Origin of the sequence: Clostridium fessum (genome assembly GCF_027698965.1) — a bacterium.
In the GTDB taxonomy this organism is placed as follows: Bacteria; Bacillota; Clostridia; order Lachnospirales; family Lachnospiraceae; genus Otoolea; species Otoolea fessa.
Genome location: NZ_JAQEQF010000002.1, coordinates 334725 through 361171, shown reverse-complemented (window position 1 = coordinate 361171; position 26447 = coordinate 334725). Strand labels below are relative to the sequence as shown.

Here is a 26447-nt window from a genome sequence, read left to right as displayed (position 1 = left end):
GCAAAGGCTTTGAAAGCCGGAAAGGAAGGTTCAAATGAAAAAGAAGTACGCAGCACTCATGATGGCAGCAGCAATCATGGCAGTGCCGGGCACACTGGCAATGGCAGCGAGCCCGAACACAAATGTGACAGTCAGTCACGGAGGAAGCAGTTCAGGTTCTGCCTCTTCCAAGAGCGCAGGTCTCAATGTAAATGCGGGAACCATTACCAACAAGACATCTACGGGTATCAAGAATAGTGGTCAGAATGGTTCCAACGGTATTACTGTTTCGCAGGGAAATACTGCAAATGGCAGTTCGGTTGGGTTCGCATCCGATCAGCAGATCAAAGACGGCAATAGCTGGGCTGTTGCAGAAAAAGTGTTTGAGATCAATGCAGGTGTTCCGCTGTATCGTGTAACGGGTGATCCGGCACTGGTTGGATATTCTCCGCTTATGCCGGCACAGCAGCTCATGACAACCGATGCAAATGGCGTTGCAGTGAGTGATCCGGTCACGGTAAATATTGCAGTAGCAGCTCTGGGTGATGTTCAGAATGTAGAAATCTACTACTACAGTGAAACCAATCATAAGTGGGAATTAGCTCCGGTCAACGGGATTGATCATGCAACAAACTCTGTTAATGTAACAATTCCGGGCAATGCAGTCTTTACATTAGTTCATAAGAACTAATTGATAAGGCCGCGGAAGCCGGCAGGTACCTGGTAAGAGAGGTACCTGCCGGTACCTTGAGAGGCTGATTTACAAAGTCGATTGCAATAGGCATTGACGGGGGGAGCGGTAGATATGTACAGAAGAAATTCAGGCGGATGGATGAAGCATATCGATTTCATCATCCTGGATGTGATTTCTCTGCAGGCGGCATTAATACTTGCCTATGCATGCAGTGGGTATGGATGGGATATATACACACCGATTTTGTATCGGAATATGGCGATTTTTTTAGGAATGATGGATCTGATTTTGCTGGTTTGCCGGGAGACAATGCGGGGAGTCATAAGAAGAGACCATTTTGTGGAATTTATAGTAGCTGTCAAGCAGGCCGTTTTTATAGAAGGCAGTGCTCTTTTATATCTGTTCCTTCTGCAGGAAGGGCAGAAGTATTCCAGACTGGCTTTGATGCTGACGGCTGTCTTCTATATCGGAACCGCGTATAGTGTGCGTGAATGCTGGAAATGGCATCTGCAGCGAAAAAAAACAGTCGATGGAAACAAGCGCGTTCTGATGATTGTGACAAATGAGGACATAGCCGGACGGACGGTCAAAACGATCAAGGAAAACAATTATGCACAATACATGATTGCGGGGGTCTGCCTGATCGGAGATCACGAATCGCATGTAGGAGAAAAAATCGAAGAAATTCCCGTGATAGTGGATGAGGAAGAACTTCCCCATTATGTCTGCCAGGGATGGATTGATGAGGTTATTGTTGTAACCTCAGAGATGGTGCCATATCCGGATAAGCTGCTGAACCAGCTGACAGAAACCGGCGTAACGGTGCATCTGAACCTTGCAAAAGTGACAAGTGTGCCGGGAAAGAGACAGTTTGTGGAGAAAATAGGACCGTATACCGTGCTGACAACGAGCATCAATTATGCGTCGTCTTTCCAGCTTTTTCTCAAACGGATGATGGATGTCATAGGCGGACTGATCGGCTGTGCATTGACGGCGGTACTCTTTTTATTTCTTGCACCTGCGATTTATCTGTCATCACCGGGACCGATCTTTTTTACCCAGGAAAGAGTCGGAAAAAACGGAAAACGGTTTAAAATGTACAAATTCAGAAGTATGTACATGGACGCCGAAGCACGCCGTGATGAGCTGATGAAAGAAAATAAGCTGGGCGATGGAAAGATGTTCAAGCTTGATTTCGACCCGCGCGTGATCGGAAATCAAATCATGCCGGATGGAAGCCATAAGACCGGAATCGGTGAATTTATCCGCCGGACAAGTCTGGATGAATTTCCTCAGTTTTTCAATGTGCTGAAAGGGGATATGTCGCTTGTAGGCACCCGCCCGCCGCTGATTTCAGAGACCAATCTCTATGAATTGCACCATAAAGCCAGACTGGCGATCAAGCCGGGTATTACCGGTATGTGGCAGGTCAGCGGCCGAAGTGAAATCACGGACTTCGAAGAAGTTGTCCGCCTCGACCGGGAGTATATCACTAATTGGAATATCGGAATGGATATAAAGATTCTGATGAAGACGGTGATGGTGGTTTTGAGGAGAGATGGGGCGGTGTAAGGGGGGACAAGTTATCCATAAGTGGATGGCTTCGATTGAGAGCAGAGAAAAGCCTGATTTCATGCGGGTTTGCGCGGCTTGACCTTTTCACCTCAACTTGTTTCTGCCTGTCATGGTGCGTTACGGCCAGCGTGCTTTCAGGGGTTAATGGCTTCTGGCTGCGCTCTATACTTAACCCACCACAGCGAAAGCTGATAGAGCAGAAAACAGAATAAGGAGGTACGAGGACAAGCCTGCGTATAGATTGTTGTTGCAATCTGTATACAGGCTTGTTGTTGTGCTGTGAAGTAAGTTGAGGGGTAAAAGAATACGATTGGCAAGAAATACCATCCTTCGGGATGTGTACATAGATAAAAACACCTTTTGAGGGAATTGGGTCCAAGGAAGACCGGAGGAGTAAATATTATGAAGAATTTCAAAATCGCTGTTGCTGGCACTGGGGATGGAGATATAATAGGGTCAACCAAGAAAAACCACGATAAATAAAGGATTTCGACGGCTCGACTCGTTCGACAAAAGTGTTTATTTGCTGACAGGCTGCGGAGAAGCTGAAATCCAGAGGTTATAGGTGGGAGGTTTTGGTGCAGCTCTGTTTTGACCCACAAAATGAGCAGCAAGTAAAAAATTAAGGAGAACGAATCGAGCCTACGGTGGATTGCCATTGAGCAATCCGCCGTGGGCTTGTTTGCTGTTTTATCAAATAAAAAATTGGTGAGGGAGAACAGAACTATGAGAAATTATAAAATCGCTGTGGCCGGCACGGGATACGTAGGGCTTTCGCTGGGAGTGCTTCTGAGCCGGTATCATCAGGTGGTTGCAGTCGATATTGTGCAGGCTAAGGTCGATATGATCAACAACAAGAAATCTCCGATTCAGGATGATTATATTGAAAAATACTTGGCAGAAAAGGACTTGAATTTAACCGCAACTCTGGATGCAAAGGAAGCATACTCCGATGCAGATTTTGTTGTAATAGCCGCCCCCACAAATTACGATAGCCACACCCAGCACTTTGATACGTCTGCGGTTGAAGCTGTAATCAAGCTGGTCATGGAATATAACCCTAATGCCATTATGGTTATCAAGTCTACAATTCCTGTGGGCTATACGGCAAGTGCAAGAGAAAAGTTCAACAGCAAGAATATCATTTTCAGCCCGGAGTTCCTGCGTGAATCTAAAGCCCTTTACGATAACCTGTATCCTTCTCGTATCATTGTGGGTACTGACCCGAACGATGAACGTCTGGTGAAAGCCGCACATGAGTTTGCTGGTCTGCTCCAGGAAGGTGCAATCAAGGAGAATATTGACACGCTGTTCATGGGCTTCACTGAGGCCGAGGCGGTCAAGCTGTTCGCTAACACCTATTTGGCTCTGCGCGTGGCTTACTTCAATGAGCTGGACACCTACGCAGAAAGCAAGGGGCTGAACACCCAGCAGATCATTGATGGTGTCTGCCTTGATCCGCGTATCGGTAGTCACTACAACAATCCAAGCTTTGGCTATGGTGGATATTGCCTGCCGAAAGACACCAAGCAGCTTTTGGCTAACTATGCCGATGTGCCGGAAAATCTGATTGAAGCAATCGTGGAATCTAATCGTACTCGTAAGGAATTTATTGCAGACCGCGTTCTGAAGCTGGCTGGCTACTATGGATATGATGCAGAGAATGAGTTCGATGAGGACAAGGAGAAATCCGTCACGATTGGCGTTTACCGCTTGACGATGAAATCTAACTCCGACAACTTCCGTCAGAGTTCTATTCAGGGGGTTATGAAGCGTGTGAAGGCAAAGGGCGCAACAGTCATTATCTATGAGCCGACTCTGAAGGACGGAGAGACATTCTTTGGCTCTGTGGTGGTCAACAATCTGGCAAAGTTCAAGGAAATGAGCCACGCCATCATTGCGAACCGCTATGACAAGTGCCTGGATGATGTAAAAGAGAAAGTTTACACGAGAGATATTTTCCAGAGAGATTGAGGAAAAAGTCATGATAAAAACACGAGATGATTTACAAGATTGTCTGGATAAAGATAAACGAGCTTTGGGGATGAAGAAAAGCAGACCGTCCATTATTGGAGATGAAGTATGGAAATTTGAAATCGCTTTGAGGATGGATGAATTTTATAGAAATACTCAAAAGAACAAATTGGCTGGACTTTTTTGGAAATGGCGACATAAGCAGCTAGGATTAAAATTGGGGTTTTCAATTCCATGCAACTGTTTCGGGGGGGGGCTGAAAATAAATCACTATGGTCTGATTGTAGTGCATCCGTTGGCAAGGATTGGAGAATGGTGTGATATTCACCAAGGTGTGAACATTGGACAAAATATCGAAAAAGGCTCTGTTCCGGTAATTGGAGATAATGTTTGGATTGGACCAGGTGTCAAAATGTTTGGCAAGATAACTCTTGGCGATAATATGATGATTGGTGCTGGTGCAATCGTAAATAAATCGTTTGAAAAGGGTAACTGTACAATAGCGGGAAATCCTGCAATACGAGTAAGTGACCACGGAAATGTGTGGTTTAGAGAATAATATAGAAATTTGGAAGATGAAGTATGAAAGATAAAAAAATATGTTTTGCGGCTTCATCGGGTGGACATTATGAGCAGCTAATGATGTTAAAACCTTTGATGGAAAAATATGACAGTTTTGTTATAACCGAAAAAACAGATTATAGCGCAAAGGCAAAAGGCGAAAAAACATACTACATGAATCAAGTGAACCGCCGGGAAAAAGATTTTGTCTGGCAAATGATTGTAAATACATGGAAGTCCATTGGTATTTATAGGAAAGAAAAGCCAGATGTGGTTATCTGTACGGGCGTTCTGGCGATGATTCCAATTTGCCTTATTGCAAAACTTATGGGGAAAAAGCTTATTTATATAGAATCATTTGCAAAGGTGACTTCGCCCACTGAAACAGGAAAGCTACTTTACAAGTTTGCCGATCAATTCTATGTGCAGTGGAAACCGATGCTGAAGTTCTATCCTAAAGCGATATATTTAGGAGGAATCTATTAAATGGCAGAGAAAATTTTTATAACATTGGGGTCCCAGAAATTTCAATTCAATAGATTGCTTATAGCTGTGGATAAGCTGTGTGAAAAAGAAATCATTTGCGGAAAAGATGTATTTGCGCAGATTGGTTACAGCGATTATGTTCCCCAAAATTATCGCTATAATAATTTCATGGACAGAGAAGAATTTAGCGTGGAAATGGGTAAAGCGGATATAGTGATTACTCATGGTGGAACGGGTGCGATTATTGGTGCAGTAAAAAAAGGAAAGAAAGTCATTGCTGTTCCACGTCTTGCAAAATATGGAGAACACGTTGATGACCACCAGCTTCAGTTGGTTAAACAGTTTGATGATCTGAATCTGATTTGTCCGTGCGGAGACACAAATGAATTAGCAGAGGCAATAGAAACAGTGAAACATACAGAGTATTCGGAATACGAATCGAATACTAATACTATCGTAAAAAGCATTGAAAATTATATAGAAACATTGAGGAGATAATTATGGGATTTGCGAAAAATTTATATAGAAATATTCTGCGTGTTTTGCCGGATAAGCCGGCTCTTTACCTGATTTACTTTAGAGGATATCAAAAAATACTGAATTTGAAAAATCCGCAGTATTTTGGCGAAAAAATTCAGTGGTTGAAATTATACGGGCATCTTGATGAGCTAAGTCGGTATGTTGATAAATATGAAGTCAGAGATTTTGTAGAGAAAACTGTTGGGAATAAGTACTTGAATAAATTGTATGGCGTTTATAACGGATCGGATGAAATCAACTATGATAGGTTGCCTAATAAATTTGTACTTAAGTGCACAAATGGAAGTGGTGCGGTTCTTATTTGCAAAGATAAAAATTCTCTTAATAAAAAGAATGCCGCTACTACGATGAATAAGTGGTTGAAAGATGATTTTTACAAGATGAAAAAAGAACCACAATATAAAGGCGTGAAGAATAGAATAATTGCAGAAGAATATTTGGAAGATGAATCGGGAGCGTTAAGAGATTATAAGTTTTACTGCTATGATGGAGAACCTCTCTATTATGGCGTTTTTACAGACCGTTATACAGATGAAACTGTTGATATGTACGATATGGACGGAAATAAATTAGAGGGTATTATTAACGGTGGAGTAAAAAATAGTGATTATGTTCTGCCACAAGGGAAAAATTTTCCTGAAATGATAGATGTGGTACGAAAGCTGGCAAAACCATTCCAGTTTGTAAGGGTGGATTTGTACATGGCAAACGACCACATTTATTTTGGTGAGTTGACATTTACAGATGGAGCAGGATCTGATCCGTTTACCCCACGCTCGTTTGATCTTGAAATGGCTAAAAGAATTAAATTGGGCCGTGTGTTACAGGAAAAATAAAATTTAAGAGAGGTTTATTGTGGAAACACTTATTAAGATTAATGATTTTGTGAATGGAATTGTATGGGGCGTTCCCATTATGCTTCTGATTCTTGGAACTGGTGTCTATTATACAGTCCGATTCGGATTTATGCAGTTTCGCCATCCAGCATGGCTTGTGAAGCAAACAATTATAAAGGCTTTTAAGAAAAAGGATGAAGGGCCGACCGCACAAGGCGAACTTACGAGTTTTCAAGCGGCGATGACATCGGTATCTGCGATAGTTGGTTCCGGAAATATTGCAGGTGCAGCAACGGCAATTGTTATGGGCGGACCGGGAGCACTTGTATGGATGATTTTAGCGGCTTTTGTCGGTATGGCAACTAAATTTGCTGAGATTGCACTGGGTATTAAATATCGTAAAATACATAAGGATGGGACGGTCAGCGGCGGTGCAATGTATTATTTGGCAGACGGCTTGCACCAAAAATGGCTTGGTATTCTGTTTTCGATTTTGGTTATTCCGTTTGCATTTGTTATATCTGGTGTGGTTGATACCAATACAATTGCATTGACATTAAATGAACGATATAGTATCCCGACAGTAGTAACTGGAGTGATTTTAGCAGTATTGGTCGGGATTATTGTATTTGGTGGAATTGGAAGAATTGGTCATGTCTGTGAGGTTGTTGCACCTTTTATGGGCGGAGCGTATATTCTTGCTGGGCTGCTAATCATGATTGTTCATATTACTCAGGTTCCGGGAGCAATCGTAGAAATTATTACAGCAGCATTTAATCCGAAAGCGGCAACTGGCGGAATTGTGGGTTCGGTATTTGTATGCATGAGATATGGTATTGCGAGAGGTATTTATTCTAATGAGGCTGGGTTGGGAACTGCGGCAATGGTGCATTGTGGTGCAAAAGTAAACGATCCCATTGAACAAGCTGTATGGGGACCAGTTGAAGTATTTCTTGATACTGTATTTATTTGTAGTGTAACCGGAATTGCAATTGTACTTTCGGGATTATGGAGTAGTGGTCTTGATGGTGCGGTGCTGACGATGAGAGCTTTTGATTCACTTTTACCTGGCGGAATTGGTGGATTTATTTGTCTGGCTTCGGTTGTTCTTTTTGGATTTTCATGTTTGATTAGTTATTACACCTATGCAGAAAGAGCTGGAGAATATATTTTTGGACAGAAGATAAAGCCGATTATCAAGGCGTTATGGGTTGTTATTATTCTAATTGGATCACAAAGTACACTCGGCTTTGCATGGGATTTGGCCGATACATTTAACGGATTGATGATAATTCCTAATCTTATTGGTATTATTTTGTTGAGTAATGAAGCCGTTAAAATGAAAAATGATTATTTTAAGAGAAACAATGTGGAGAAAATAAAAAAATGAGAATTTTGGTAGTTGGGCCAAGTCCGACAAGATCAAAGGGTGGAATGGCAACGGTTATAGAAGAAATTGAAAAAGATAAGACATTAAATTCTAAATTTAATATAGATATTTATGAATCCTATATTGACGGAAATAAATTAAAGGTTTTATTCTTTTCGCTATTTTCATTTATTAGGTTTTATTTCACAAAAAGAAATTATGATATTTACCATATACATGCAGCTTCATACGGAAGTACATTCAGAAAAGGTTTGTATGTTCATGCCGCGAAAAAGTGGGGCAAAAAAGTAATTTTACATATTCACGGTGCTGAATATATGCTCTTTTATGAAAAAAGCAATCAAAAGGATAAGATTGTTTCAATATTGAAAGAAGCAGATGAGGTTATTGCGTTGTCTGCCGAATGGAAAAAGAAGTTTGATGAAACATTTGGATTAAAAAATTGTGTTGTTCTTGAAAATGGTATAGACACTGAGAGATTGAAACCCGCTATAACGAGTGTCAAAGATCATCCACATACTTTTGTATCTCTTGGGCGACTTGGAGAAAGAAAAGGAACGTATGACCTCATCAAAGCAATAGAACGAGTTAAGGGTCAAATACCGGACATTAAATGTTATTTGGCTGGCGATGGGGATATTGACAGATGCAAGCAGATCGTTGAGGAAAAAAATCTCAAGAGCAATATCTTTATTGTGGGATGGGCTGATTTTGATAAAAAATTAGAACTGCTAAAAAAATCTAGTGTATTAGTGCTTCCATCTTATAATGAGGGACTTCCGATGGCGATTTTGGAAGGTATGGCTTGTGGAAAGGCTATTATAAGCACAACGGTTGGCGCAATTCCAGAAGTAGTGAAAGAAGAAAATGGAATATTAATAGAGCCAGGAGACACTGAAAAGCTCTCAGAAGCTTTAATAACATATTGTATGAATCAAGAGACAGTAGAAAAAATAGGAAAAAATAATATTGCGCTTATTCATACAAAGTACAGCATGGACGCGATGCATCAAGAAATAGCTCAATATTATATTGATGTGATGCAGGAGAAAAGAGTATGAAAAAAATCGGATTAGCAGTATGCTATGACACAAAAAATTTCGGAAGTCAATTACAGGTGCTTGCCACAGTAAAAAAAGTTGAGGAGCTTGGTTATAAGTCGGAAATAATTCGTTATAAAAAAAAAATAACGCCAACTTTTATTGTTCAAACAATTCCTAGATTATTTAATATCTCGTTTTTGAAATCGAAACTTTCTGGGAACCAAAAAGATAATGCACTAAAAAGCAAACCTTTTTATCAGGCACAAGTGCAACAACGAAATCAACGTTTTGATGCTTTTGTAGACAAGTATTTTGCTCCATTGTTTTCGGAATCTTATGGTGGTTGGGAAACACTTGTGGCAAAATGCAAGAAAAACTATGATGCATTTCTTTGTGGAAGTGACCAGCTTTGGCTGCCGAATAATCTGGGAAGCCATTTCTACACGCTTGAGTTTGCACCCGATAATAAGTCCAAGATTGCATATGCAACGAGCTTTGGAGTGAGCCAAATTCCAAATTCTCAAAAAAAGGCTACCGCAAAATATTTGAACCGTTTTCAGCATTTGAGTACCAGAGAACTTGCTGGACAAAAAATCATTAAAGAATTAACAGGGAAAACAGCGCAGGTAGTATGCGATCCCACTCTGTTGTTTGACGCAGAGGGATGGAAACAAATGCTTCCGGAAAAAGAAGTTGTAGAAGAACCGTATGTGTTCTGCTATTTTTTGGGAACAAATGAAGAGCATAGAAAGTTTGCTAATGAGTTCAAAAACAAGACAGGGCTGAAACTGATTACTTGTCCGTTCTTGGATAATTATGTGGAATGTGATTTGAGTTTTGGCGATATTCAGCTCTTCGATATGGATGCAGTAGACTTTGTGAATTTGATTCGTCATGCTGAGTATATTTTGACAGATTCTTTCCACGGCTCTGTTTTCAGCATTCTGAATCACAAAAAATTTATGACGTTTAACCGCTTTAATGCAGGAGCAAATTCAAGAAATAGTAGAATTGATAGCCTTTGTACCTTATTGGGGCTTAGTGAGAGAAGATACAGCGGAGACGTTATGAATGTCGAAAAGGACATCAATTACAACGCTGTTGAAGAAAAACTGGAAAAATTAAGAGCAGACTCAATTAAATACTTGGAGACAGCTCTGAAGTAGGAGAGATAGAAGATGATACAGATATCTGATAAAACAAAATGTTGCGGCTGTACCGCGTGTGCGAGTGTTTGTCCGAAAAATTGCATATCAATGCAATGTGATGGAGAAGGATTTCTGTATCCGGTAGTTGATGCTGATTCATGTGTGAATTGTGGTCTGTGTGAGAGAATATGCTCACAGTTATCAGAACATGAGGAAGAACGAACAGATCGTGTTAAATATATCGCTTGTCAGAACATAAATGAGAATGTTCGCAAAGTTAGTACAAGTGGCGGTATGTTTGGTTTGTTGGCAGAACAGGTGATTTCTTCAGGTGGCACAATTTGGGCGGCAGGATTTGATGATACAGCCATTGTTGTGCATAAGGAAGCAAGGGAGTTTGATGAGCTGAATGATTTGTATGGCTCGAAATATGTTCAGTCAGATTTGAAAGACACATTCAAAAAAATCAGACAAGAACTAATTACAAGCGATAAAACAGTTTTGTTTGTAGGTACTCCATGCCAGGTAGAAGGTTTACTATATTATCTTGGCAAAAAAGAAAAAGAACACTTGCTTACGGTTGATCTGGTTTGCTATGGTGTTCCGTCACCAGGGCTTTACAAAGAATGGATTCAGGATATTGCTCAAAAACATGGCAGTAAAGTTTCAAGAGTATATTTCCGCGATAAAAAATATGGATATGCAGGTGTCAATATTAAGGTAATGCTGCAAAATGGACAGGCATTGGAAGATATTGTTGATGTTAAAACATATACAAAGACAATGTTCTCCAAACTAGGATTGAGACCGTCCTGTTATAAGTGTGTTTATCGTGGAAGAAATAAGATGTCAGATTTTACGATTGGAGATTTCTGGCAGATTGGTGACTACTCTAAGCAAATGGATGATGATAGAGGAACATCCATTGTACAGATCAATACAAGAAAAGGTGAAGATTTTCTGAATGATATTGGTTCGGAAAAGATTAAAAAGATTCATGTTGAGACATTAGAAAACGATGATTTGAAAAGCAAAATCTATAAAGAAGATTATACTTTTGAAATACCGAAAAATAGATCGCAATTTTTTGAAGATTCTGGGCGAATGTCTTATGATGATTTGATTCAAAAATATTTGCCTGCATCGAGAAAAGACAAAATGGCGACTGCTTTGAAGCCGATTATCCATAAGATGCCATTTTCGCATTTCTTCTTTAGAACAATGAAAAAGGTAAGAATGAACAGGAGAAAAAGAAAATGAATGATAATCAAAAGACCGTAAAAGTTATACATATGGCACCTCTGGGAAGCGGAGGTATCTCAAAACTTACAGTTACGATCAATGAGCTGATAGCAGATAATATTCAATTTGATTATCTGGTTTTTAGAAATAAAAAAGAATTTTTAGAGGATAAAGCAATTTCTCTTGGTGGAAAAAAACAGGTAATTGATGTTGCGAACATAAAGAATGATTTTTTGAAATTTTTTATCAAAATGAGAGCCATGGTCAACCTGTTCAAACGGGAGCAATATGATGTTGTTCATGTGGATGCTTCAACACCATATGATGTCATGGTAGCGATTGCAGCTAAAATCGCTGGCGTTCCAACGATTGTCATGCACTCGCATAATGATAATTTCCAAAGTCAAAAGCCGTTGAGAGATGCTTTTATCCCAATTTATAAATTGCTGATGAAGGTAGTTGTAACGGATTATTTCACAATTTCAGAAAAGTCAGCAAAATTTATGTTTCCTAAATCTGTGTACGAAAGTGGAAACTATACCTTAGTAAAGAATGGTATTGATGTTGAGCAGTATGCTTACAATAAAGATGCCAGAAAAAGAATCAGGGAAGAACTTGGTATACAGGATAAGGTTGTAGTAGGTCATGTAGGTCGTTTTGTATATCAGAAGAACCATGATTTTATTCTGGAAGCATTTGCGGAATTTCACAAACACTGTCTGAATAGCGTATTGTTGCTTGTTGGAGAGGGTGAACTTCTTCAAAGCATTCAAGATAAGGCAAAAAATATGAGAATTGCAGATTCTGTGATTTTCTATGGTGTGACGTATGATATTCCGGGCATATTACAGGCTATGGATATGTTCATATTCCCATCAAGATTTGAAGGTCTTGGAATTGTTGCAATAGAAGCACAAGCTGCTGGATTGCCTACGATTTGTGCAGACACTATTGTTGATGAAGTTGATATTACACCGAAGTTTATTCGTGTACATGGATGGAATCCAAATGATTGGGCAGATCAAATGCTGAAAGTTGTGCCAGATTGTGATAAACGCTCGGATTGCAGAGCAGAAGTAATAGATGCAGGATACGACATTAAAAATACAGCTCAACAACTAGAGAATTTTTATGTTCATTCTGCGCGAATATAAACAGTAGAGGAAAGTAATTTATGGAAATTAAGGTGGGAACAAAATCATTAAACTCATATTTTATAATCTTTGTCTTTGTGTTGATGGAACATTGCTTTTATCTAATCAATACAGATACATTTAGGATCATATTTCTTAATTATGCGATGACTTGGTTTCTGCTTTTTATGGCAGGAATTGTTCTTTTGTATATTCGATATAGGTTAAATAGAAAATCTGTTCGGATGTATTTTTCATCCGATGTTAGTGCATTGATTGTTTTGGCGATTATATCAATCGTTCAATGTAATTTTCTTATTGGTCAACCGTTATCAATGGGATTTGCTCCACAACGAAATTATATCTTTATACTAGTAAGTTATTTTACTATCCGAAAGCTAATTGCTTTAGATAAAATCGATATCAATACAGTGGTTAACGGTCTGCTGTTTTGTGGAGTTCTTTCTGTCATAATCTATTGGCTTCAAGTGAATTTAATTGATTATGTTCAGTTTGTGCATGTATATAAGGCAGCAAGAGTGACACGCTTATATGTAGACAGTTTTATGTGTGTTATTATCGGATTCTTGGGCCTTAGCAAATATCTGGAAGAGAACAACAAAAAATATCTGTTTTTTGTGGCGATAGAACTTGTATACGAATTGATTATTGGACAATCAAGATTGGAATTAGCTTCAGTAGTTCTTGGATATGCAGTAATGATATTACTGATGAAAAGGCTTTCATTTAGAAAAATATGTATGATTTTGATTGGTGTTATTGCAGTTGTGGTATTTATTAATAGTGCATTTTTTGAACGTTTTAATGAAGCTTTGCAGATGCAATTTTATAATACTACAACAGGTATTGACACGATGGCAATCCGAAAAGTAGCTAGAGATGAATTTGTGAGACAGCTTAAACAAAGTCCTGCAACCTTAATTTTTGGATGCGGATATCCTAATATTGGATATTCTGGCACTGCATCAACAGCATATATTGCGGTGGGAAACGAAAGAATCGGATTGGTGGACAATGGGATTTTCGCTTTTGTATATGTTTATGGATTGCTAGGAGCAAGTGTTGTTATCAAGTGGTTTTATAAATTATATAAAAGTGCTTGGAAATTATATAAGATAAAAAATATATATTGGCCTCTTGGCTTTGTTATTTCATTGACAATCTTGCTATACAATATTACATTTTGGTGGAATAAGCCAAGTTGGACATGGGGTATGGTCTTTCTTATGTGCTATATGGAACACAAATTGAATGATGAGTTGGACGAGGAGAAATAGACAATGAAAATAAAACATACGGTGGAAAGAATCACGGATTTTTTCTTTTCAATTGTAACAAAAAAAGATAGACATTATGCAGATATTTTAATGCGGGATTGCTGTATGTCTTATGAAAAAGAAACAGGAGATTACTGTTCTTATAGAAAAAGATCAGGTTCGGCAGAAAATTTGATTGTGCATTCAGGGATGCTCTCAAACATGAGCGATGTCGCAATCGTGATACAGGGACCGCTAATTTTAGATAATCATTTTACCTTAAATACGGTTAAACTTTACAAACGTTACTATCCCGGATGTAAGGTCATTGTTTCTACATGGAATGATTCTAATAAGAGTGAAATTGATAGTCTAAAGACAGCTGGAGCGGATATAGTGTTAAATGCAGCACCGGGCATCTTTGGACTGGGAAATATGAATTTCCAAATTGTTTCCACAAAAGGCGGCATTCAATGTGCAGATGATGCAGGTGCTAAGTATATTTTAAAGACACGCTCAGATCAGCGGATTTACAAACCGCACATGCTGGAATATTTTAAAACATTAATAGATCAGTTTCCAATAAAGCAAGAAGTTGACAGTGCAAAACAGAAGGAACGAATTATAGTAGTCCAAACAACAGTTGGTGGAGGAATGTTTATTCCGTATTTCATTGCGGATTTCTTGTATTTTGGAACGGTACAAGATATCAGAAATCTTTTTGACATAGAGTTGGATGTAAGCCCAAATAGAACAAAAGACGAGCGAAGAATATGGTTGAGAGATTTATTAAGTAGTAATCCAAGAATTGGAGATTATTATAATATTACTGCACCAGAAATTAAAATTGTAAAAAATTATATCAAAAAACATATTACAGAGAATTTGGAAGATACAGTGAGGGGGTACTGGGATTTTGTTAGCAATTATCTAATTACAGTTTCTTGGGATGATATAGGATTGTTTTGGCCGAAATACGATAGATATAATGAAAGTAAACTTTTTCGAACATATAGTAAAAATGACAATACAGATTTATATCTGCAATATAATTGGACTTTTCAGAACTGGCTGTTGCTCAATCAGGGATTTTTTAAATACAAGCCAGAATTTGAAAAATATTATATGCAGACCTGTGACAAACTTAATTTGAAGATATAAGGGAGGAAAAATCTGATGAGGCTAATAATACCATCTGCTAAAGTGGTTCCAGAAGAGCTCCAAAAATTAGGAAAACTTCCGGCAATCATTTACCCAATAAATCAGAGAATTACCTTTGATTATTTGTATGAACAGTATAAAGAAAAGACGAATTCTATTGATATTATATGTTATGAAAATGCAGATAAAGTACAAAGAAGGTTGAAGAATTATCTTGGAAAAAAAGTGAATATTAAGATTCTTCCAGAATTAAGTGATTTAGGGCATACTATTTACTTTGGATTAAAAGATGCTGTAGGTACAGTTATTATTAATTTTGCAGATACAATTGTCTTAGATAGCGTTACAGGAATCAAGGGAAATGCTTTTTTTTGCCAGGAAGACTATATGTCTGATACTTGGACATATTTTGATGAAAAAGACGGTACCATTGTACAGATTTATGATAAAGAACCTGTAAAGGAAGAAATAAAGAAGAAGCTATTTGTTGGTGTATTTCAATTTACTGATGCTGTCTATTTTAGAAGATGCCTAGAAATGGCCTTTGAACAAGAATCATTACAGATGAGTACCTTTTATTATGCTTTACAGGAGTATAGTAAAAAGTATCCCATGAAAGCAGTACTGGCGAATAACTGGTTCGATATTGGCCATGAGGATAAGTACTATAATTCAAAACTAGAGGTACGTGCTAGAGAATTCAACCATATTACAATTGATAAAAACCGTGGCATTCTGAAAAAGACAAGCGATGATAAGGATAAGTTTATTGGGGAGATTAAATGGTATTTAAAATTGCCAGCAGACGTTGAGTATGTCAGACCCAGAATTTTTGATTATTCGACATCGTATGTTAATCCATATGTTTCTATGGAATACTATGCATATCATACTGTCCACGAGCTGTTCCTCTATGGCGATTTGACATTACAGCAGTGGATTGACATTTTTAATCGAATTCGTTTTGTGTGTGATGATTTTAAACGCTACACGGTGAAGGATACTAATATCCACTCTGCATTAGAAGAAATGTACCTGACAAAAACTTTGCAGCGTTTTGAAAAAATGAAAAAGGATGGACGATTTTTAGCTTTTTTTGAGTCACCAATAGAAGTGAATGGAAAAAAGTATCTACCTTTAAATGAAATTATCATAGCACTGGAAAAGGCGATACCTGAGATGCTGTATGATGTAGATACTTTTAATATCATTCATGGAGATTTATGTTTTGCAAATATTATGGTGGATTCAAACTTTTCGTTTATTAAAGTGATTGATCCGCGAGGAAAGTTTGGCACCTACGATATTTTTGGTGATTTTCGTTATGAACTCGCAAAACTGTTCCATAGTGTGGATGGAAAATATGATTTCATTATAAAAGATCTTTTTGACCTTGATTACAATTCGGAGAGAGCGTGTATTAATTACCGTATTCAGGATCGAAAAAGGGAATTTAACTTGTATAAGGTATTTTTGAGTACATTTGCTGCAGAAATTGATAGTGATTTAAAAAAAATTGAATTGATTGAGGCCTTGCTTTTCTTGAGTATGATTCCGCTTCATGGCGAGAGCATTAGGCATCAAATGGTTATGCTTGGCACTGGATTGGAAATTCTAAACAGAGTAATTGATATACAGATAGGAGAAAAAAAGAATGTTTGATGAATATTCATTTGTCTTTGATATAGACGGCACATTGTGTCCGATTAAAAAAAAGAATGAAAAGTATGAAGACTTAGTTCCTTATAAGGAAATGGTAGAAAAATTAAGATTTTACCATGATCACGGAGCTAAAATTATTCTTTTTACATCTAGAAACATGAATTCCTACAATGGAAATATGGGATTGATAAATAAAAGCACGGCAAAAGTGTTGCTTTCATGGCTAGATAAATGGGAAATTCCATACGATGAAATTTTATATGGGAAACCATGGCCAGGACATATGGGATTTTATGTTGATGATCGAACTGTAAGGCCAGATGAATTCCTTAATTGTTCTGTAGACGAATTGAATGAAATTTGTAATAAATCGAGGGAACGGAGCAACTAAGTAGTATCAATGAAGATTTTACTGATGGAGGAATAAAATATGGGCATGACTATAATTATCACGATGGCTGGTTTAGGCAGTCGATTCCGCAAGGTAGGATATAACTGTCCTAAATATATGATTGACGCAAAAGGGAGAACACTTTTTGATTGGTCAATGGATAGTTTGATTGGATATAACAAAATTGTAAGCAGATATGTGTTTGTGGTAAGAAAAGAAGATGAAGCAGAGGCGTTTATAAAAGAACATTGCGCGAGATACGGAATCCATGATGTGAAAATTGTGGAAATTGATCATATGACAGATGGGCAGGCAACTACATGTATGTTGGCAATTCCTTATTGTAATCTAAATGATGCAATTGTGGTTTACAATATTGACACTTATGTTGAGCCTGGTGAAATGAAATATGAGGATATTTCGGGAGATGGACACATCCCATGCTTCCATGCAGAAGGTGACCACTGGAGTTTTGCAAAACTTGACAATGCTGGAAAAGTCATAGAAGTGCGGGAGAAAGTGAGAATTTCTGACAACTGCACCTTAGGAGCATATTATTTTTCTTCGGCCAAACTTTATGAAGATTTATATCAAGAATACTATGTGGATGACAGGCACATGGAAAAAAATGAAAAATATATCGCACCTCTTTATAATTATATGATTGAGAAGGGCATGGATGTTACTATCAGCATTGTAGATTCTGATAAAGTTCATGTTCTTGGGACACCGGAGGAACTACAAATTTTCTTAAAGGAAAAGATGTGAAGAAGGTAGCCCACATGACCGTGAATAGAGTTAGTAATATATGGAAAACATTTCAGAAGAAATATAAAAATATGTCATTGCCGGTAAAGGCTGGCTTTTGGTTTACCATTTGCAATTTCATGCAACGTGGTATCACCATGATAACGACACCAATATTTACCAGAGTATTGTCGGAAGAACAGTACGGTCTGGTGTCAACTTTTACATCGTGGCAGAATGTCTTGATTTTAATCACTACATTATCTTTATATAAGGCAATGATGAACCTCTATGTCAAATATGACAATAAAGAACAAGTTTTATCAGCAGTAAGCGGACTTAGTTTAATTCTTACACTAGTATGGTTTATTGTGTCTTTAGCTTTTGTAGATCAGATATCCAGATGGATGCAAATGTCAAAAACCTTGGTTATATGCCTATTTGCGACTTTTATTGCCCAAGCAGGCATTCACTGTTGGCAAGTTTATAAAAGGTATACATATGAATATCGAAGTCTGATTATAGTTACGATCCTTCTCACTGCGGTTTCGTCTTTATTAGGAGTATTGTGTGTACTTTTCGTATCTGATACTGCTGAAGGTCGGCTAGTTCCACAAAGCATAGTAACTGCGATTATTGGATTGGGAATATATATATCAATATTTAAGCACAACTATACAGTTTATAATAAAAAAATGTGGTCATTTGCATTGGTTTTTTGTGTTAGTTTGCTGCCGCATTACTTGTCAGAGTTTGTATTACAAAGTTCCGATAAATTGATGATAAATTATATGAGTGGCGCACGCGATGTGGCAATATATAGTGTTTCTTATTCAGTAGGATCGCTAATTAATTTAATAACAGGAGCTCTGAATTCATCATTTGCTCCGTATCAATATCAACAAATTAAAGCAAAAAATTTTGAGCGTTTATCAAATGTAGCTAATCAAGTCTTATTGTTTGTGGCAATAATGTTAGGATGTTTGATGCTGTTTAGCAAAGAAGTGGTTCTGATTTTTGGAGGAAAAAAATACATTGAAAGTGCTACTGTTATTGTGCCGATTTGTATAGGTGTATTTTTTAATTACCTGTTTCAGCTATTTGCAAGACTTCAAGAATATTATGAGAGAAAGCTTACAGTTGTTATTCCATCTATCTTTTGCGCAGTTTTAAATTTGATACTGAACTATATTTTTATTAATATTTTCGGATATCAAGCAGCGGCATATACAACATTTTTTTGCTACTTATTTTTTTGCTTTGTTCACTATTTGTTTTATAAGAAAGTGTGCAAGGAACTACTTGACGGAATTCAGATTTATGATATTAAATTTATTTTAATATTGTCCATAGGGGTTATAATCGGTGGATTCGCAATAATGGCTGTAAATAGTATCCTGTGGTTAAAATATATGTTGATTGGTATTGCTATAGTGATGGCTGTTGTTAAGCGTGATACTATTATGAACTACCTAAAAAAAGTTTTGCAAGAAAATAGATAAGGAGCATATGAGGATGAAGGGAATAATTAAGGATTTTATTTTGAATTCAATTGCGGCCGGAGTATTATGTCATAGACGGTTAAGAATGAAAATTTATCGTTTATATGGTGCGGAAATTCCAGCGGATTGTGAAATAAAGCCAAGATGTTATTTGGGACTGGGAAAAGGCCATTTGAAAATGGGGGGGGGGGTACATTTGTTAATTATGAATGCTGGTTTGATTTAGGTGCAGATATTGTTATTGGAAATAAATGCAACATCGCAATGAATGTAACATTTATGAATAGTGATCATGATGTGGCCGATTCTGAGCGCAGGGCAGGTATGTATCATCCAAAGCCTATAATTGTTGGCGACGGTTGTTGGATTGGCGCAAATTCATTGATTATGCCAGGGGTTACTATTGGTAATGGCGTTGTTATTGCAGCAGGTTCTGTTGTGACAAAAGATTGCGAAAGTGATTGTCTTTACGGTGGAGTTCCTGCTAAAAAAATTAAAGAATTATAAGTGGGACACATTAATAACAAAATTATTTTTTTCCACCTAAACTCAAAACCTGATTGGATGTTGATATTCAATAGCGCTAGGAGAACAAAAACATAGATAACACGATATATCGCATAAAGCTAGTGAGTATTCCGGGCGATTCTGAACCGCCGTTCCGGCGCCACAGTACCGCTGTTCCGTTTTAGACGATACCGCGATTCTGGGAATCGGATACCGAGGTTCCGGTCAGATGGTACCGTTTCCTTTATAATGAATTCATACGCTTTGCAGCGTAAATTCATTACGAAGGAGGTCACCATTATGACCAAGTATCGTGAGATCATCCGGCTTGCCGGATTGAATCTCAGCCAAACCAACATTGCCCTTAGCTGCAATGCATCCAAGACAACTGTCAACAAGGTGCTGAAGGCAGCCAAATAGCAAAATCTTGTCTGGCCTCTGGATCCTAAACTTAGCGATCCAGTCTTAGGCAAGTTGCTTTTCCCTGAAGTGAAAGCGAAGCCAGCCACTTCAAAGCGGATGCCCGATTTTGAGCATGTCCGCAAAGAGCTTCTTCGAAACGGGGTGAATAAGAAGCTCCTTTGGACAGAGTATCTTGAAGAATGCCGTCTCTCCAAAGAAGAGCCACTTATGTACTCTCAGTTCTGCTACTACATCCAGCAGGATAAGCAGAAGCGCCGCGCCACTATGCATATCAACCGCAAGCCTGCGGAGCAGGTTGAGGTCGACTGGGCAGGTGATCCTGCGCACATCATCGACCCAGATACCGGTGAAATTCTGGATGCCCAGATTTTCGTAGGTGTTATGACCTACAGTCAGTATCCATACGTAGAAGCCTTTATAGATCAGAAACAGGCGTCATGGATCGCAGCACACATCCACATGTACGAGTACTTTGGCGGTGTTGCAAAGATCCTCGTGCCAGACAACTGTCGCACTGCTGTGGATCATAATAATAAAAGCTGGAATGATCCACGGATCAATGCCGTTCAGGAAATGGCAGAACACTATAGCACCGCCATTATTCCGGCACGCGTCCGTTCTCCAAAGGATAAGCCTAATGCCGAGGGCAGTGTAGGCAATATTTCCACATGGATTACAGCAGCGCTACGGAACGAGCAGTTCTTTTCTCTCGGTGAGTTAAATCAGGCGATCCGGCAGAAACTGGAAGATTTCAGCCATCGCCCGTTCCAAAAGAAAGAGGGGAGTCGGTATGAAATCTTCCGCGACGAAGAACTGCCATTGCTGGCTCCGTTACCTGCTACCCCATATGAACTGGCGGAATGGAGACAAGCCACCGTTCAGTTCAATTATCACATAGCGTTTGCAGGAATGCTATACTCCGTTCCACATGAGTATATAAAGCGCAAAGTTGATGTGAGAGTCACAAACAAGACCATTGAGGTTTTCTACAACCACAATCGAATCGCGTCCCACCGTCGACTGTATGGTCGCAAAGGTCAGTATAGCACAATCACAGAGCATATGCCGCCTTCTCATCAGCAGTATCTTGAGTGGAACGGCGACCGCTTCCGGCAATGGGCGAAGCGCATCGGTTCCAGTACCTACCAGACCGTGGATGCAATCCTTACCTCCAAGCTGGTAGAACAGCAATCCTACCGTAGTTGCATGGGACTTTTAAAGCTGGCCGACAAGTATTCTGTCGATCGGCTGGAAGCCGCCTGCTGCAAGGCGCTCACCTTTATAGCCACTCCGAGCTATAAAAGCATCAAGAACATACTTGATACCGGGAGTGATCGAACAGAGCCAGCTGACAAAGCTGCGGTAACCGATAGCCATACGAGCTCAGAAAAAAGCAGCCACGCACTTACACGGGGTGCGGATTACTACAGGAGGTAAGGAACCATGACTACACAGAGCACTATAGATAAACTCATCGAAATGCGTCTAACATCCATGTCGGATGCATTCCTGACCCAGCTGCAGGACGCCCGAATGAGGGACATTTCCTTTGAAGACCGTTTCGGAATGCTGGTGGATATCGAATACAGCAACCGTAAGAGCAACAGCCTGAAACGGCTGATCCGTAATGCCGGATTCGACCAGCCAGATGCATACATTGGGGATATCAACTATACCTCCGGGCGGAAACTCAACCGCAGCCTGATCGAGCGTCTGCAACCTGTGAGTACATCACAGAGCATCGAAACCTGTTCATCACAGGTGCCACAGGGAGTGGAAAGACCTACATGGCATGCGCTTTCGGTATGGAGGCCTGTAAGCGTCGATACACTACGAAATACGTTCGACTTCCGGGCCTGCTCCTGGAGTTAGAGATGGCACGTAACGATGGAACTTACAAAAAGGTCCAGAGCAAATATGCCAATCCGATTCTACTGATCATCGATGAATGGCTGCTGTTGAAGCCAACCGCATCAGAAGAGCACGATATACTGGAACTCCTCCATAGGAGACACAAGAAGTCGTCAACCATCTTTTGTTCTCAGTATGATTGCAATGGCTGGTTCGATCAACTGGGAGGCGATGACAGTCCGCTCGCGGAAGCGATCCTGGATCGCATCAAGCATGATGCGTACAAGATCAACATCATCCCGACGGACCCGGCGAATTACAGATCCATGCGTGAAGTATACGGGTTGGATCCGGCATTAAGCGAGTAAACTCACATGTAGCAAATGTGGTATCCCTGTTCCGGACTCACGGTATCATAGCGCCAGACTGCCGGTATCCGTTCCTTCGGAACAGGGGTACATTTGAACCGTAATATTCAGCTAGTACGGCGTTAAACATAAACAGTATGAGGGGAAAGTGAATGATAAAAACAACATTACTTATCATGGCAGCTGGTATCGGCAGCCGCTTCGGAACAGGAATTAAACAGTTAGAGCCGGTGGATGATGCGAACCATATCATCATGGACTACTCAATTCATGATGCGATTGAGGCTGGCTTCAACCATGTAGTATTTATCATCCGTAAGGATATCAAGAAGGAGTTCAAAGAGGTCATTGGTGACCGTATTGCATCTATCTGCTCATCTCATAATGTAACTGTAGATTACGCTTTCCAGGATATTAACGATATTCCAGGAGAACTTCCGGAAGGTCGTACAAAACCTTGGGGAACCGGTCAGGCGGTACTGGCAGCTAACGAATTGCTGAAGACTCCGTTTATAGTTATCAATGCAGATGACTACTATGGTAAAGAAGGATTCAAGGCTGTTCATGAGTATCTGGTGAATGGCGGCGAGTCCTGCATGGCGGGATTTGTTCTGAAGAATACTCTGTCCGATTATGGCGGTGTAACCCGTGGTGTCTGCAAGATGGATGAGGAGCATAACCTGACAGAGGTTATGGAGACCAAGAACATCGTAAAAACTGCTGTTGGAGCAGAGGCAGATGGTGTGGTGATCGACGCTAATTCACTTGTTTCTATGAATATGTGGGGATTAACTCCTGATTTCCTGGGTGTGCTGGAAGAAGGCTTCAAAGAGTTCTTTGGGAAAGAAGTACCCGGCAATCCTATGAAGGCAGAATATCTAATCCCTATCTTCATCGGTGAGCTATTAGAGCAAGGCAGGATGTCCGTAAAGGTTCTGAAAACCAATGATACATGGTATGGCATGACCTATCATGAGGATGTCGCAGCTGTAAAGGACAGCTTCAAGGAGATGCTGGAGAATGGTGTGTACAAGGCTGACTTGTTCAGTGATCTGTAAATGACGATGAAAGAAACGATTGATTTACTCGGAAAGATCCTCACAAACATCCTGATTGCTTTGTATGAGCCGTTTGGATTCTCACTCTTGCTTTCTTTTCTTGCTATGTTTTTCTACCTGTATGCGTATGAGCCTACCGCAGCAGGCAAAGGTTGGAAGAGTGCCATAGTGACATGGTATCAGAAATTCAAGGAGAGTGTGTTCTTTCGGAAACTATTCTTCCTGGCCTTTGTGACTTCACTTATTATGTTCCGAACTCTGTTAAACCGTCAGTTGTGGATGAATCCTTTATCCGATGTCATGGGCGGCTGGGGCATCTGGGAGACAGTGAACGGCGAACAGAAGCTGACAACGGAGTGTATTGAGAATGTGATCATGATGGTGCCGTTTTCTGCCGTAGTGATGTGGACATTCGAAGAAAAGATAGGAAACGGTTGGAAGAAGATCCTGTGGCAAAGCGGGAAGATAGCATTTATCTTTTCGGTGAGCATTGAGATGTTGCAGTTATTGCTCCGTCTAGGTACGTTTCAGCTATCAGACATCTTCTATAATACAGTAGGTGGAATGATTGGCGGATTGATGTATTGTGCAGTGATGAAGGCAAGAAAGCATCTGTAAAATTGGATGAAATTGTGATATACTGGGAGCGGTAGCTCCCTACGCTGCTCTGATAATCACACACCTCTCCGTGGTGGGCAGCAGGCAACGATCTAAGAATCAGGAATTCGATAATCGGCTGAGATGTGAAGAATGAGCGATTGACCTCATAGGAGCTACGATATGGATACTTTAGAAGAACTGAAATATTACTGTGATGAACCACAACCTGTGGGAGCACTGATGCTCACTGGTGAGTGGGGATGTGGAAAAACATATTTATTAAATAATAGTTTATCAAATGTGCTAAAGGATAAATGTGTGTTTTTGCGTGTGAGTCTATTTGGCATGGCGTCGATAGAAGAGGTAAAGAAAGAAGTAAAGCAATGTTGGCTTAGAACCGTAGCTGAATTAAATACTCCAGCGTCTGGATGGGTTGAAAAGGCTCAAAAGTATACTGAAGTTTTTAAGACAGTTGCGGATAAAGGTGCTGAACACCTTCCAGAGCCTTGGAAAAGCATTGTGAGTGGAGTATTATCTTTTAATGCTATTGATTTCGTAAAAGTCGAACCTAAAATGGGAGATAAAAGAGTAATCTTGATATTTGATGATTTGGAGCGTACTGATATTCCAACGTCTGATTTATTAGGCTGTATCAACGATTATTGTGAAAATCTTCATATTAATACAATCGTAGTGGCAAATGAGGAAAAAATACAGTCAAGTGAAAAAGATAAAATTAAGTATAGTGAAATAAAGGAAAAAATTATCCAAAGAACGATACATTATGTACCGGATTACTCTTCAGTGGTTTCTAATGTAATTGATAGTATAGAGTGTAAGGATGATGATGTGGTTTCTCAAGAATACAAAGCACTCCTTGTAAAATATAAGGAAATTATTAGTTCTATTTTTTCAGGTGCATCAGTAGAAGGAATACCACTAGAACAGTTGATCTCAAAGAAATATTCTGGAAATTCAAGGGCAGAACTCGAAAGTGAAAAAGACAAAATTCAGGAGTTGCTTAAACATAGACCGCATAACATCCGAAGCCTTAAATGCGCAATTCAAGATTTTAAAAGAATATATATATTACTTAATGAAAAGCATATTGATAATAGAGAAAAATGGCTTTTTACATATCTTTCATATGTATTGTGTTTCCGGGCGGGATTGATTCCAGAAAGTGCACGATATGGAACGCTTTTTTCTGATGAAAAGGTGTCTATACTTTACCCTGGATTTTATGATGATAAATTCATTACGGGTGGAATTAAGCAATGGATTTGGCATGGAGAGTGGGCGAAAGATACTCTTGATGCAGAATTTGATTATGTCATAAATAGAGACAAAGCTATTACCCCGGAAGAAAAAGTGCGAATGAATAGACTTTTAGATTTAGATGAAGTTGATATAAGAGACGGATACCCGATACTTTTAGAAGAAGCATATACTGGCACATTGGAGTTAAATGATTATGTGAATTTGCTGTACAATAGTTGTTGGGCTAGAAAGTATAATATTCAGCTTCCAGACATTAAGTGGGAAAAAATTTGCGATGGGATTCATAAGCAGATTGAGAAAATGATTCATACTGGAGAAGAGCAACCACGCCACCGTATGATTATTGGTGATGACAATAAGGATTTATTTTTGCCGGAAGAATGGAATGCATATAAAATAATTAATGAATTTTTGAGTTCGAACACATTGATGTTTGAAAAGAACAAAGCTCTTTATGTGAGCTTGATGAAGAAAAAACCCTTGAATGCCCTGGCTCAAACGCAGAATAAGCGGTTTGATATGTTTGATGTCGAGATGGCCGAGGCCACAGCGGATGGGTTCGAAAAGGTGACAAATGCAGAAAAAAGTAGCTTTGTAGATTACTTTAAGAGAATGTGGCAGGTTAATATATGCACACAGGACTATAAGATTAAGTTGCCAGAAGAGGGATTTCAAACCTTAAAACGGCGTGTATTGCAGATTTTGGATAAATGCCGAGTTGAATCTTTACCAATATCTGAGGCACATGCAAATAGTTTTCTTGAAGTAATCGATAATTTGATTGTTGAACAGAAGCAAAAGCTACAAGAAATTCAAAATAAAGAGGAAGAAGATAGAATAAAAGCTGAGGAAAAGGCATTAGCAGAGAAACAAGAAGCGGAACAAGCAAAGAAATCTGAGATAGACGATGTGATTGAAAAGATGCTGTCAGATGGTGTAAGTGCTGATGATATTCTCGCTAAGTTGAAATAATATTTCTGCAGTGCTATACTTAAAACATTAAAAAAAGAAAGAGGTT

Annotated in this window: 22 protein-coding genes and 2 pseudogenes; all 24 read left to right on the top strand. The window is 39.1% G+C overall.

Annotation, left to right across the window (positions count from 1 at the left end):
- Positions 1-34: 34 nt before the first annotated feature.
- A complete protein-coding gene (locus PG862_RS04330) occupies positions 35-670 on the top strand; it encodes a hypothetical protein (protein ID WP_270706636.1) in 636 nt (211 codons plus the stop codon).
- A 114-nt stretch (positions 671-784) separates the two neighbouring features.
- Positions 785-2245, top strand: coding sequence for a sugar transferase (locus PG862_RS04325; protein WP_270706634.1), 1461 nt, complete (start codon positions 785-787; stop codon positions 2243-2245).
- Between the two features lie 729 nt (positions 2246-2974).
- Complete coding sequence (locus PG862_RS04320; RefSeq protein WP_270706632.1) at positions 2975-4222, top strand: nucleotide sugar dehydrogenase; 1248 nt, start codon at positions 2975-2977, stop codon at positions 4220-4222.
- 10 nt (positions 4223-4232) lie between these two features.
- Positions 4233-4781, top strand: a complete 549-nt coding sequence (locus PG862_RS04315; RefSeq protein WP_270706630.1) for an LbetaH domain-containing protein — start codon at positions 4233-4235, stop codon at positions 4779-4781.
- Positions 4782-4804: 23 nt separating this feature from the next.
- On the top strand, positions 4805-5269 hold the full coding sequence (gene pssD / locus PG862_RS04310; protein WP_118490770.1) for a PssD/Cps14F family polysaccharide biosynthesis glycosyltransferase: 465 nt from the start codon (positions 4805-4807) through the stop codon (positions 5267-5269).
- Complete coding sequence (gene pssE, locus PG862_RS04305; RefSeq protein ID WP_118490772.1) at positions 5270-5767, top strand: PssE/Cps14G family polysaccharide biosynthesis glycosyltransferase; 498 nt, start codon at positions 5270-5272, stop codon at positions 5765-5767.
- Between the two features lie 2 nt (positions 5768-5769).
- Positions 5770-6645: an ATP-grasp fold amidoligase family protein gene (locus PG862_RS04300; protein ID WP_118637162.1), complete on the top strand. Its 876-nt coding sequence runs from the start codon at positions 5770-5772 to the stop codon at positions 6643-6645.
- Between the two features lie 19 nt (positions 6646-6664).
- A complete protein-coding gene (locus PG862_RS04295; protein WP_270706626.1) occupies positions 6665-8035 on the top strand; it encodes an alanine/glycine:cation symporter family protein in 1371 nt (456 codons plus the stop codon).
- A complete protein-coding gene (locus PG862_RS04290) occupies positions 8032-9096 on the top strand; it encodes a glycosyltransferase family 4 protein (protein ID WP_118490778.1) in 1065 nt (354 codons plus the stop codon). Before PG862_RS04295 ends, PG862_RS04290 begins: the two co-directional genes overlap by 4 nt.
- Complete coding sequence (locus PG862_RS04285; RefSeq protein ID WP_118637166.1) at positions 9093-10244, top strand: polysaccharide pyruvyl transferase family protein; 1152 nt, start codon at positions 9093-9095, stop codon at positions 10242-10244. The genes PG862_RS04290 and PG862_RS04285 overlap by 4 nt, the downstream gene beginning before the upstream one ends.
- Positions 10245-10256: 12 nt before the next feature.
- Positions 10257-11486 (top strand): Coenzyme F420 hydrogenase/dehydrogenase, beta subunit C-terminal domain, encoded by a 1230-nt coding sequence (locus PG862_RS04280; protein WP_270706625.1) that lies wholly within the window; start codon positions 10257-10259, stop codon positions 11484-11486.
- Entirely contained in the window at positions 11483-12622 is a 1140-nt protein-coding gene (locus tag PG862_RS04275) for a glycosyltransferase (protein WP_118490784.1), read from the top strand. Before PG862_RS04280 ends, PG862_RS04275 begins: the two co-directional genes overlap by 4 nt.
- Positions 12623-12642: 20 nt before the next feature.
- Entirely contained in the window at positions 12643-13899 is a 1257-nt protein-coding gene (locus tag PG862_RS04270; RefSeq protein WP_270706624.1) for a hypothetical protein, read from the top strand.
- Between the two features lie 3 nt (positions 13900-13902).
- Positions 13903-15039 carry a WavE lipopolysaccharide synthesis family protein gene (locus tag PG862_RS04265; RefSeq protein ID WP_270706623.1) on the top strand — a complete coding sequence of 379 codons (1137 nt, stop codon included), beginning with the start codon at positions 13903-13905 and terminating at the stop codon, positions 15037-15039.
- A gap of 15 nt (positions 15040-15054) precedes the next feature.
- On the top strand, positions 15055-16701 hold the full coding sequence (locus PG862_RS04260) for an aminoglycoside phosphotransferase family protein (protein WP_270706622.1): 1647 nt from the start codon (positions 15055-15057) through the stop codon (positions 16699-16701).
- Entirely contained in the window at positions 16694-17092 is a 399-nt protein-coding gene (locus tag PG862_RS04255) for an HAD family hydrolase (protein WP_118490792.1), read from the top strand. The genes PG862_RS04260 and PG862_RS04255 overlap by 8 nt, the downstream gene beginning before the upstream one ends.
- Before the next feature lie 39 nt (positions 17093-17131).
- Positions 17132-17860 carry a glycosyltransferase family 2 protein gene (locus PG862_RS04250; protein WP_333563187.1) on the top strand — a complete coding sequence of 243 codons (729 nt, stop codon included), beginning with the start codon at positions 17132-17134 and terminating at the stop codon, positions 17858-17860.
- Positions 17861-17874: 14 nt separating this feature from the next.
- Positions 17875-19341 (top strand): lipopolysaccharide biosynthesis protein, encoded by a 1467-nt coding sequence (locus PG862_RS04245; RefSeq protein WP_118637176.1) that lies wholly within the window; start codon positions 17875-17877, stop codon positions 19339-19341.
- Between the two features lie 144 nt (positions 19342-19485).
- Positions 19486-19848, top strand: a complete 363-nt coding sequence (locus tag PG862_RS04240) for an acyltransferase (RefSeq protein ID WP_270706620.1) — start codon at positions 19486-19488, stop codon at positions 19846-19848.
- 300 nt (positions 19849-20148) lie between these two features.
- A pseudogene (istA, locus tag PG862_RS04235) lies at positions 20149-21708 on the top strand (IS21 family transposase).
- A gap of 6 nt (positions 21709-21714) precedes the next feature.
- Positions 21715-22490, top strand: a pseudogene (locus PG862_RS04230) (ATP-binding protein).
- Between the two features lie 152 nt (positions 22491-22642).
- Positions 22643-23548 (top strand): sugar phosphate nucleotidyltransferase, encoded by a 906-nt coding sequence (locus PG862_RS04225; protein WP_333563186.1) that lies wholly within the window; start codon positions 22643-22645, stop codon positions 23546-23548.
- Positions 23549-23554: 6 nt separating this feature from the next.
- Positions 23555-24166, top strand: a complete 612-nt coding sequence (locus tag PG862_RS04220; RefSeq protein WP_118637522.1) for a VanZ family protein — start codon at positions 23555-23557, stop codon at positions 24164-24166.
- A gap of 162 nt (positions 24167-24328) precedes the next feature.
- Positions 24329-26401 (top strand): P-loop NTPase fold protein, encoded by a 2073-nt coding sequence (locus PG862_RS04215; protein ID WP_270706618.1) that lies wholly within the window; start codon positions 24329-24331, stop codon positions 26399-26401.
- The last annotated feature ends 46 nt before the right edge of the window (positions 26402-26447 follow it).

Bases quoted from the DNA above. Each gene is read 5' to 3' on its own strand.
- PG862_RS04330 (WP_270706636.1), top strand. From the start codon at position 35: ATGAAAAAGAAGTACGCAGCACTCATGATGGCAGCAGCAATCATGGCA.
- PG862_RS04325 (WP_270706634.1), top strand. From the start codon at position 785: ATGTACAGAAGAAATTCAGGCGGATGGATGAAGCATATCGATTTCATC.
- PG862_RS04320 (WP_270706632.1), top strand. From the start codon at position 2,975: ATGAGAAATTATAAAATCGCTGTGGCCGGCACGGGATACGTAGGGCTT.
- PG862_RS04315 (WP_270706630.1), top strand. From the start codon at position 4,233: ATGATAAAAACACGAGATGATTTACAAGATTGTCTGGATAAAGATAAA.
- pssD (WP_118490770.1), top strand. From the start codon at position 4,805: ATGAAAGATAAAAAAATATGTTTTGCGGCTTCATCGGGTGGACATTAT.
- pssE (WP_118490772.1), top strand. From the start codon at position 5,270: ATGGCAGAGAAAATTTTTATAACATTGGGGTCCCAGAAATTTCAATTC.
- PG862_RS04300 (WP_118637162.1), top strand. From the start codon at position 5,770: ATGGGATTTGCGAAAAATTTATATAGAAATATTCTGCGTGTTTTGCCG.
- PG862_RS04290 (WP_118490778.1), top strand. From the start codon at position 8,032: ATGAGAATTTTGGTAGTTGGGCCAAGTCCGACAAGATCAAAGGGTGGA.
- PG862_RS04285 (WP_118637166.1), top strand. From the start codon at position 9,093: ATGAAAAAAATCGGATTAGCAGTATGCTATGACACAAAAAATTTCGGA.
- PG862_RS04280 (WP_270706625.1), top strand. From the start codon at position 10,257: ATGATACAGATATCTGATAAAACAAAATGTTGCGGCTGTACCGCGTGT.
- PG862_RS04275 (WP_118490784.1), top strand. From the start codon at position 11,483: ATGAATGATAATCAAAAGACCGTAAAAGTTATACATATGGCACCTCTG.
- PG862_RS04270 (WP_270706624.1), top strand. From the start codon at position 12,643: ATGGAAATTAAGGTGGGAACAAAATCATTAAACTCATATTTTATAATC.
- PG862_RS04265 (WP_270706623.1), top strand. From the start codon at position 13,903: ATGAAAATAAAACATACGGTGGAAAGAATCACGGATTTTTTCTTTTCA.
- PG862_RS04260 (WP_270706622.1), top strand. From the start codon at position 15,055: ATGAGGCTAATAATACCATCTGCTAAAGTGGTTCCAGAAGAGCTCCAA.
- PG862_RS04255 (WP_118490792.1), top strand. From the start codon at position 16,694: ATGTTTGATGAATATTCATTTGTCTTTGATATAGACGGCACATTGTGT.
- PG862_RS04250 (WP_333563187.1), top strand. From the start codon at position 17,132: ATGGGCATGACTATAATTATCACGATGGCTGGTTTAGGCAGTCGATTC.
- PG862_RS04245 (WP_118637176.1), top strand. From the start codon at position 17,875: ATGACCGTGAATAGAGTTAGTAATATATGGAAAACATTTCAGAAGAAA.
- PG862_RS04240 (WP_270706620.1), top strand. From the start codon at position 19,486: ATGTTATTTGGGACTGGGAAAAGGCCATTTGAAAATGGGGGGGGGGGT.
- PG862_RS04225 (WP_333563186.1), top strand. From the start codon at position 22,643: ATGATAAAAACAACATTACTTATCATGGCAGCTGGTATCGGCAGCCGC.
- PG862_RS04220 (WP_118637522.1), top strand. From the start codon at position 23,555: ATGAAAGAAACGATTGATTTACTCGGAAAGATCCTCACAAACATCCTG.
- PG862_RS04215 (WP_270706618.1), top strand. From the start codon at position 24,329: ATGGATACTTTAGAAGAACTGAAATATTACTGTGATGAACCACAACCT.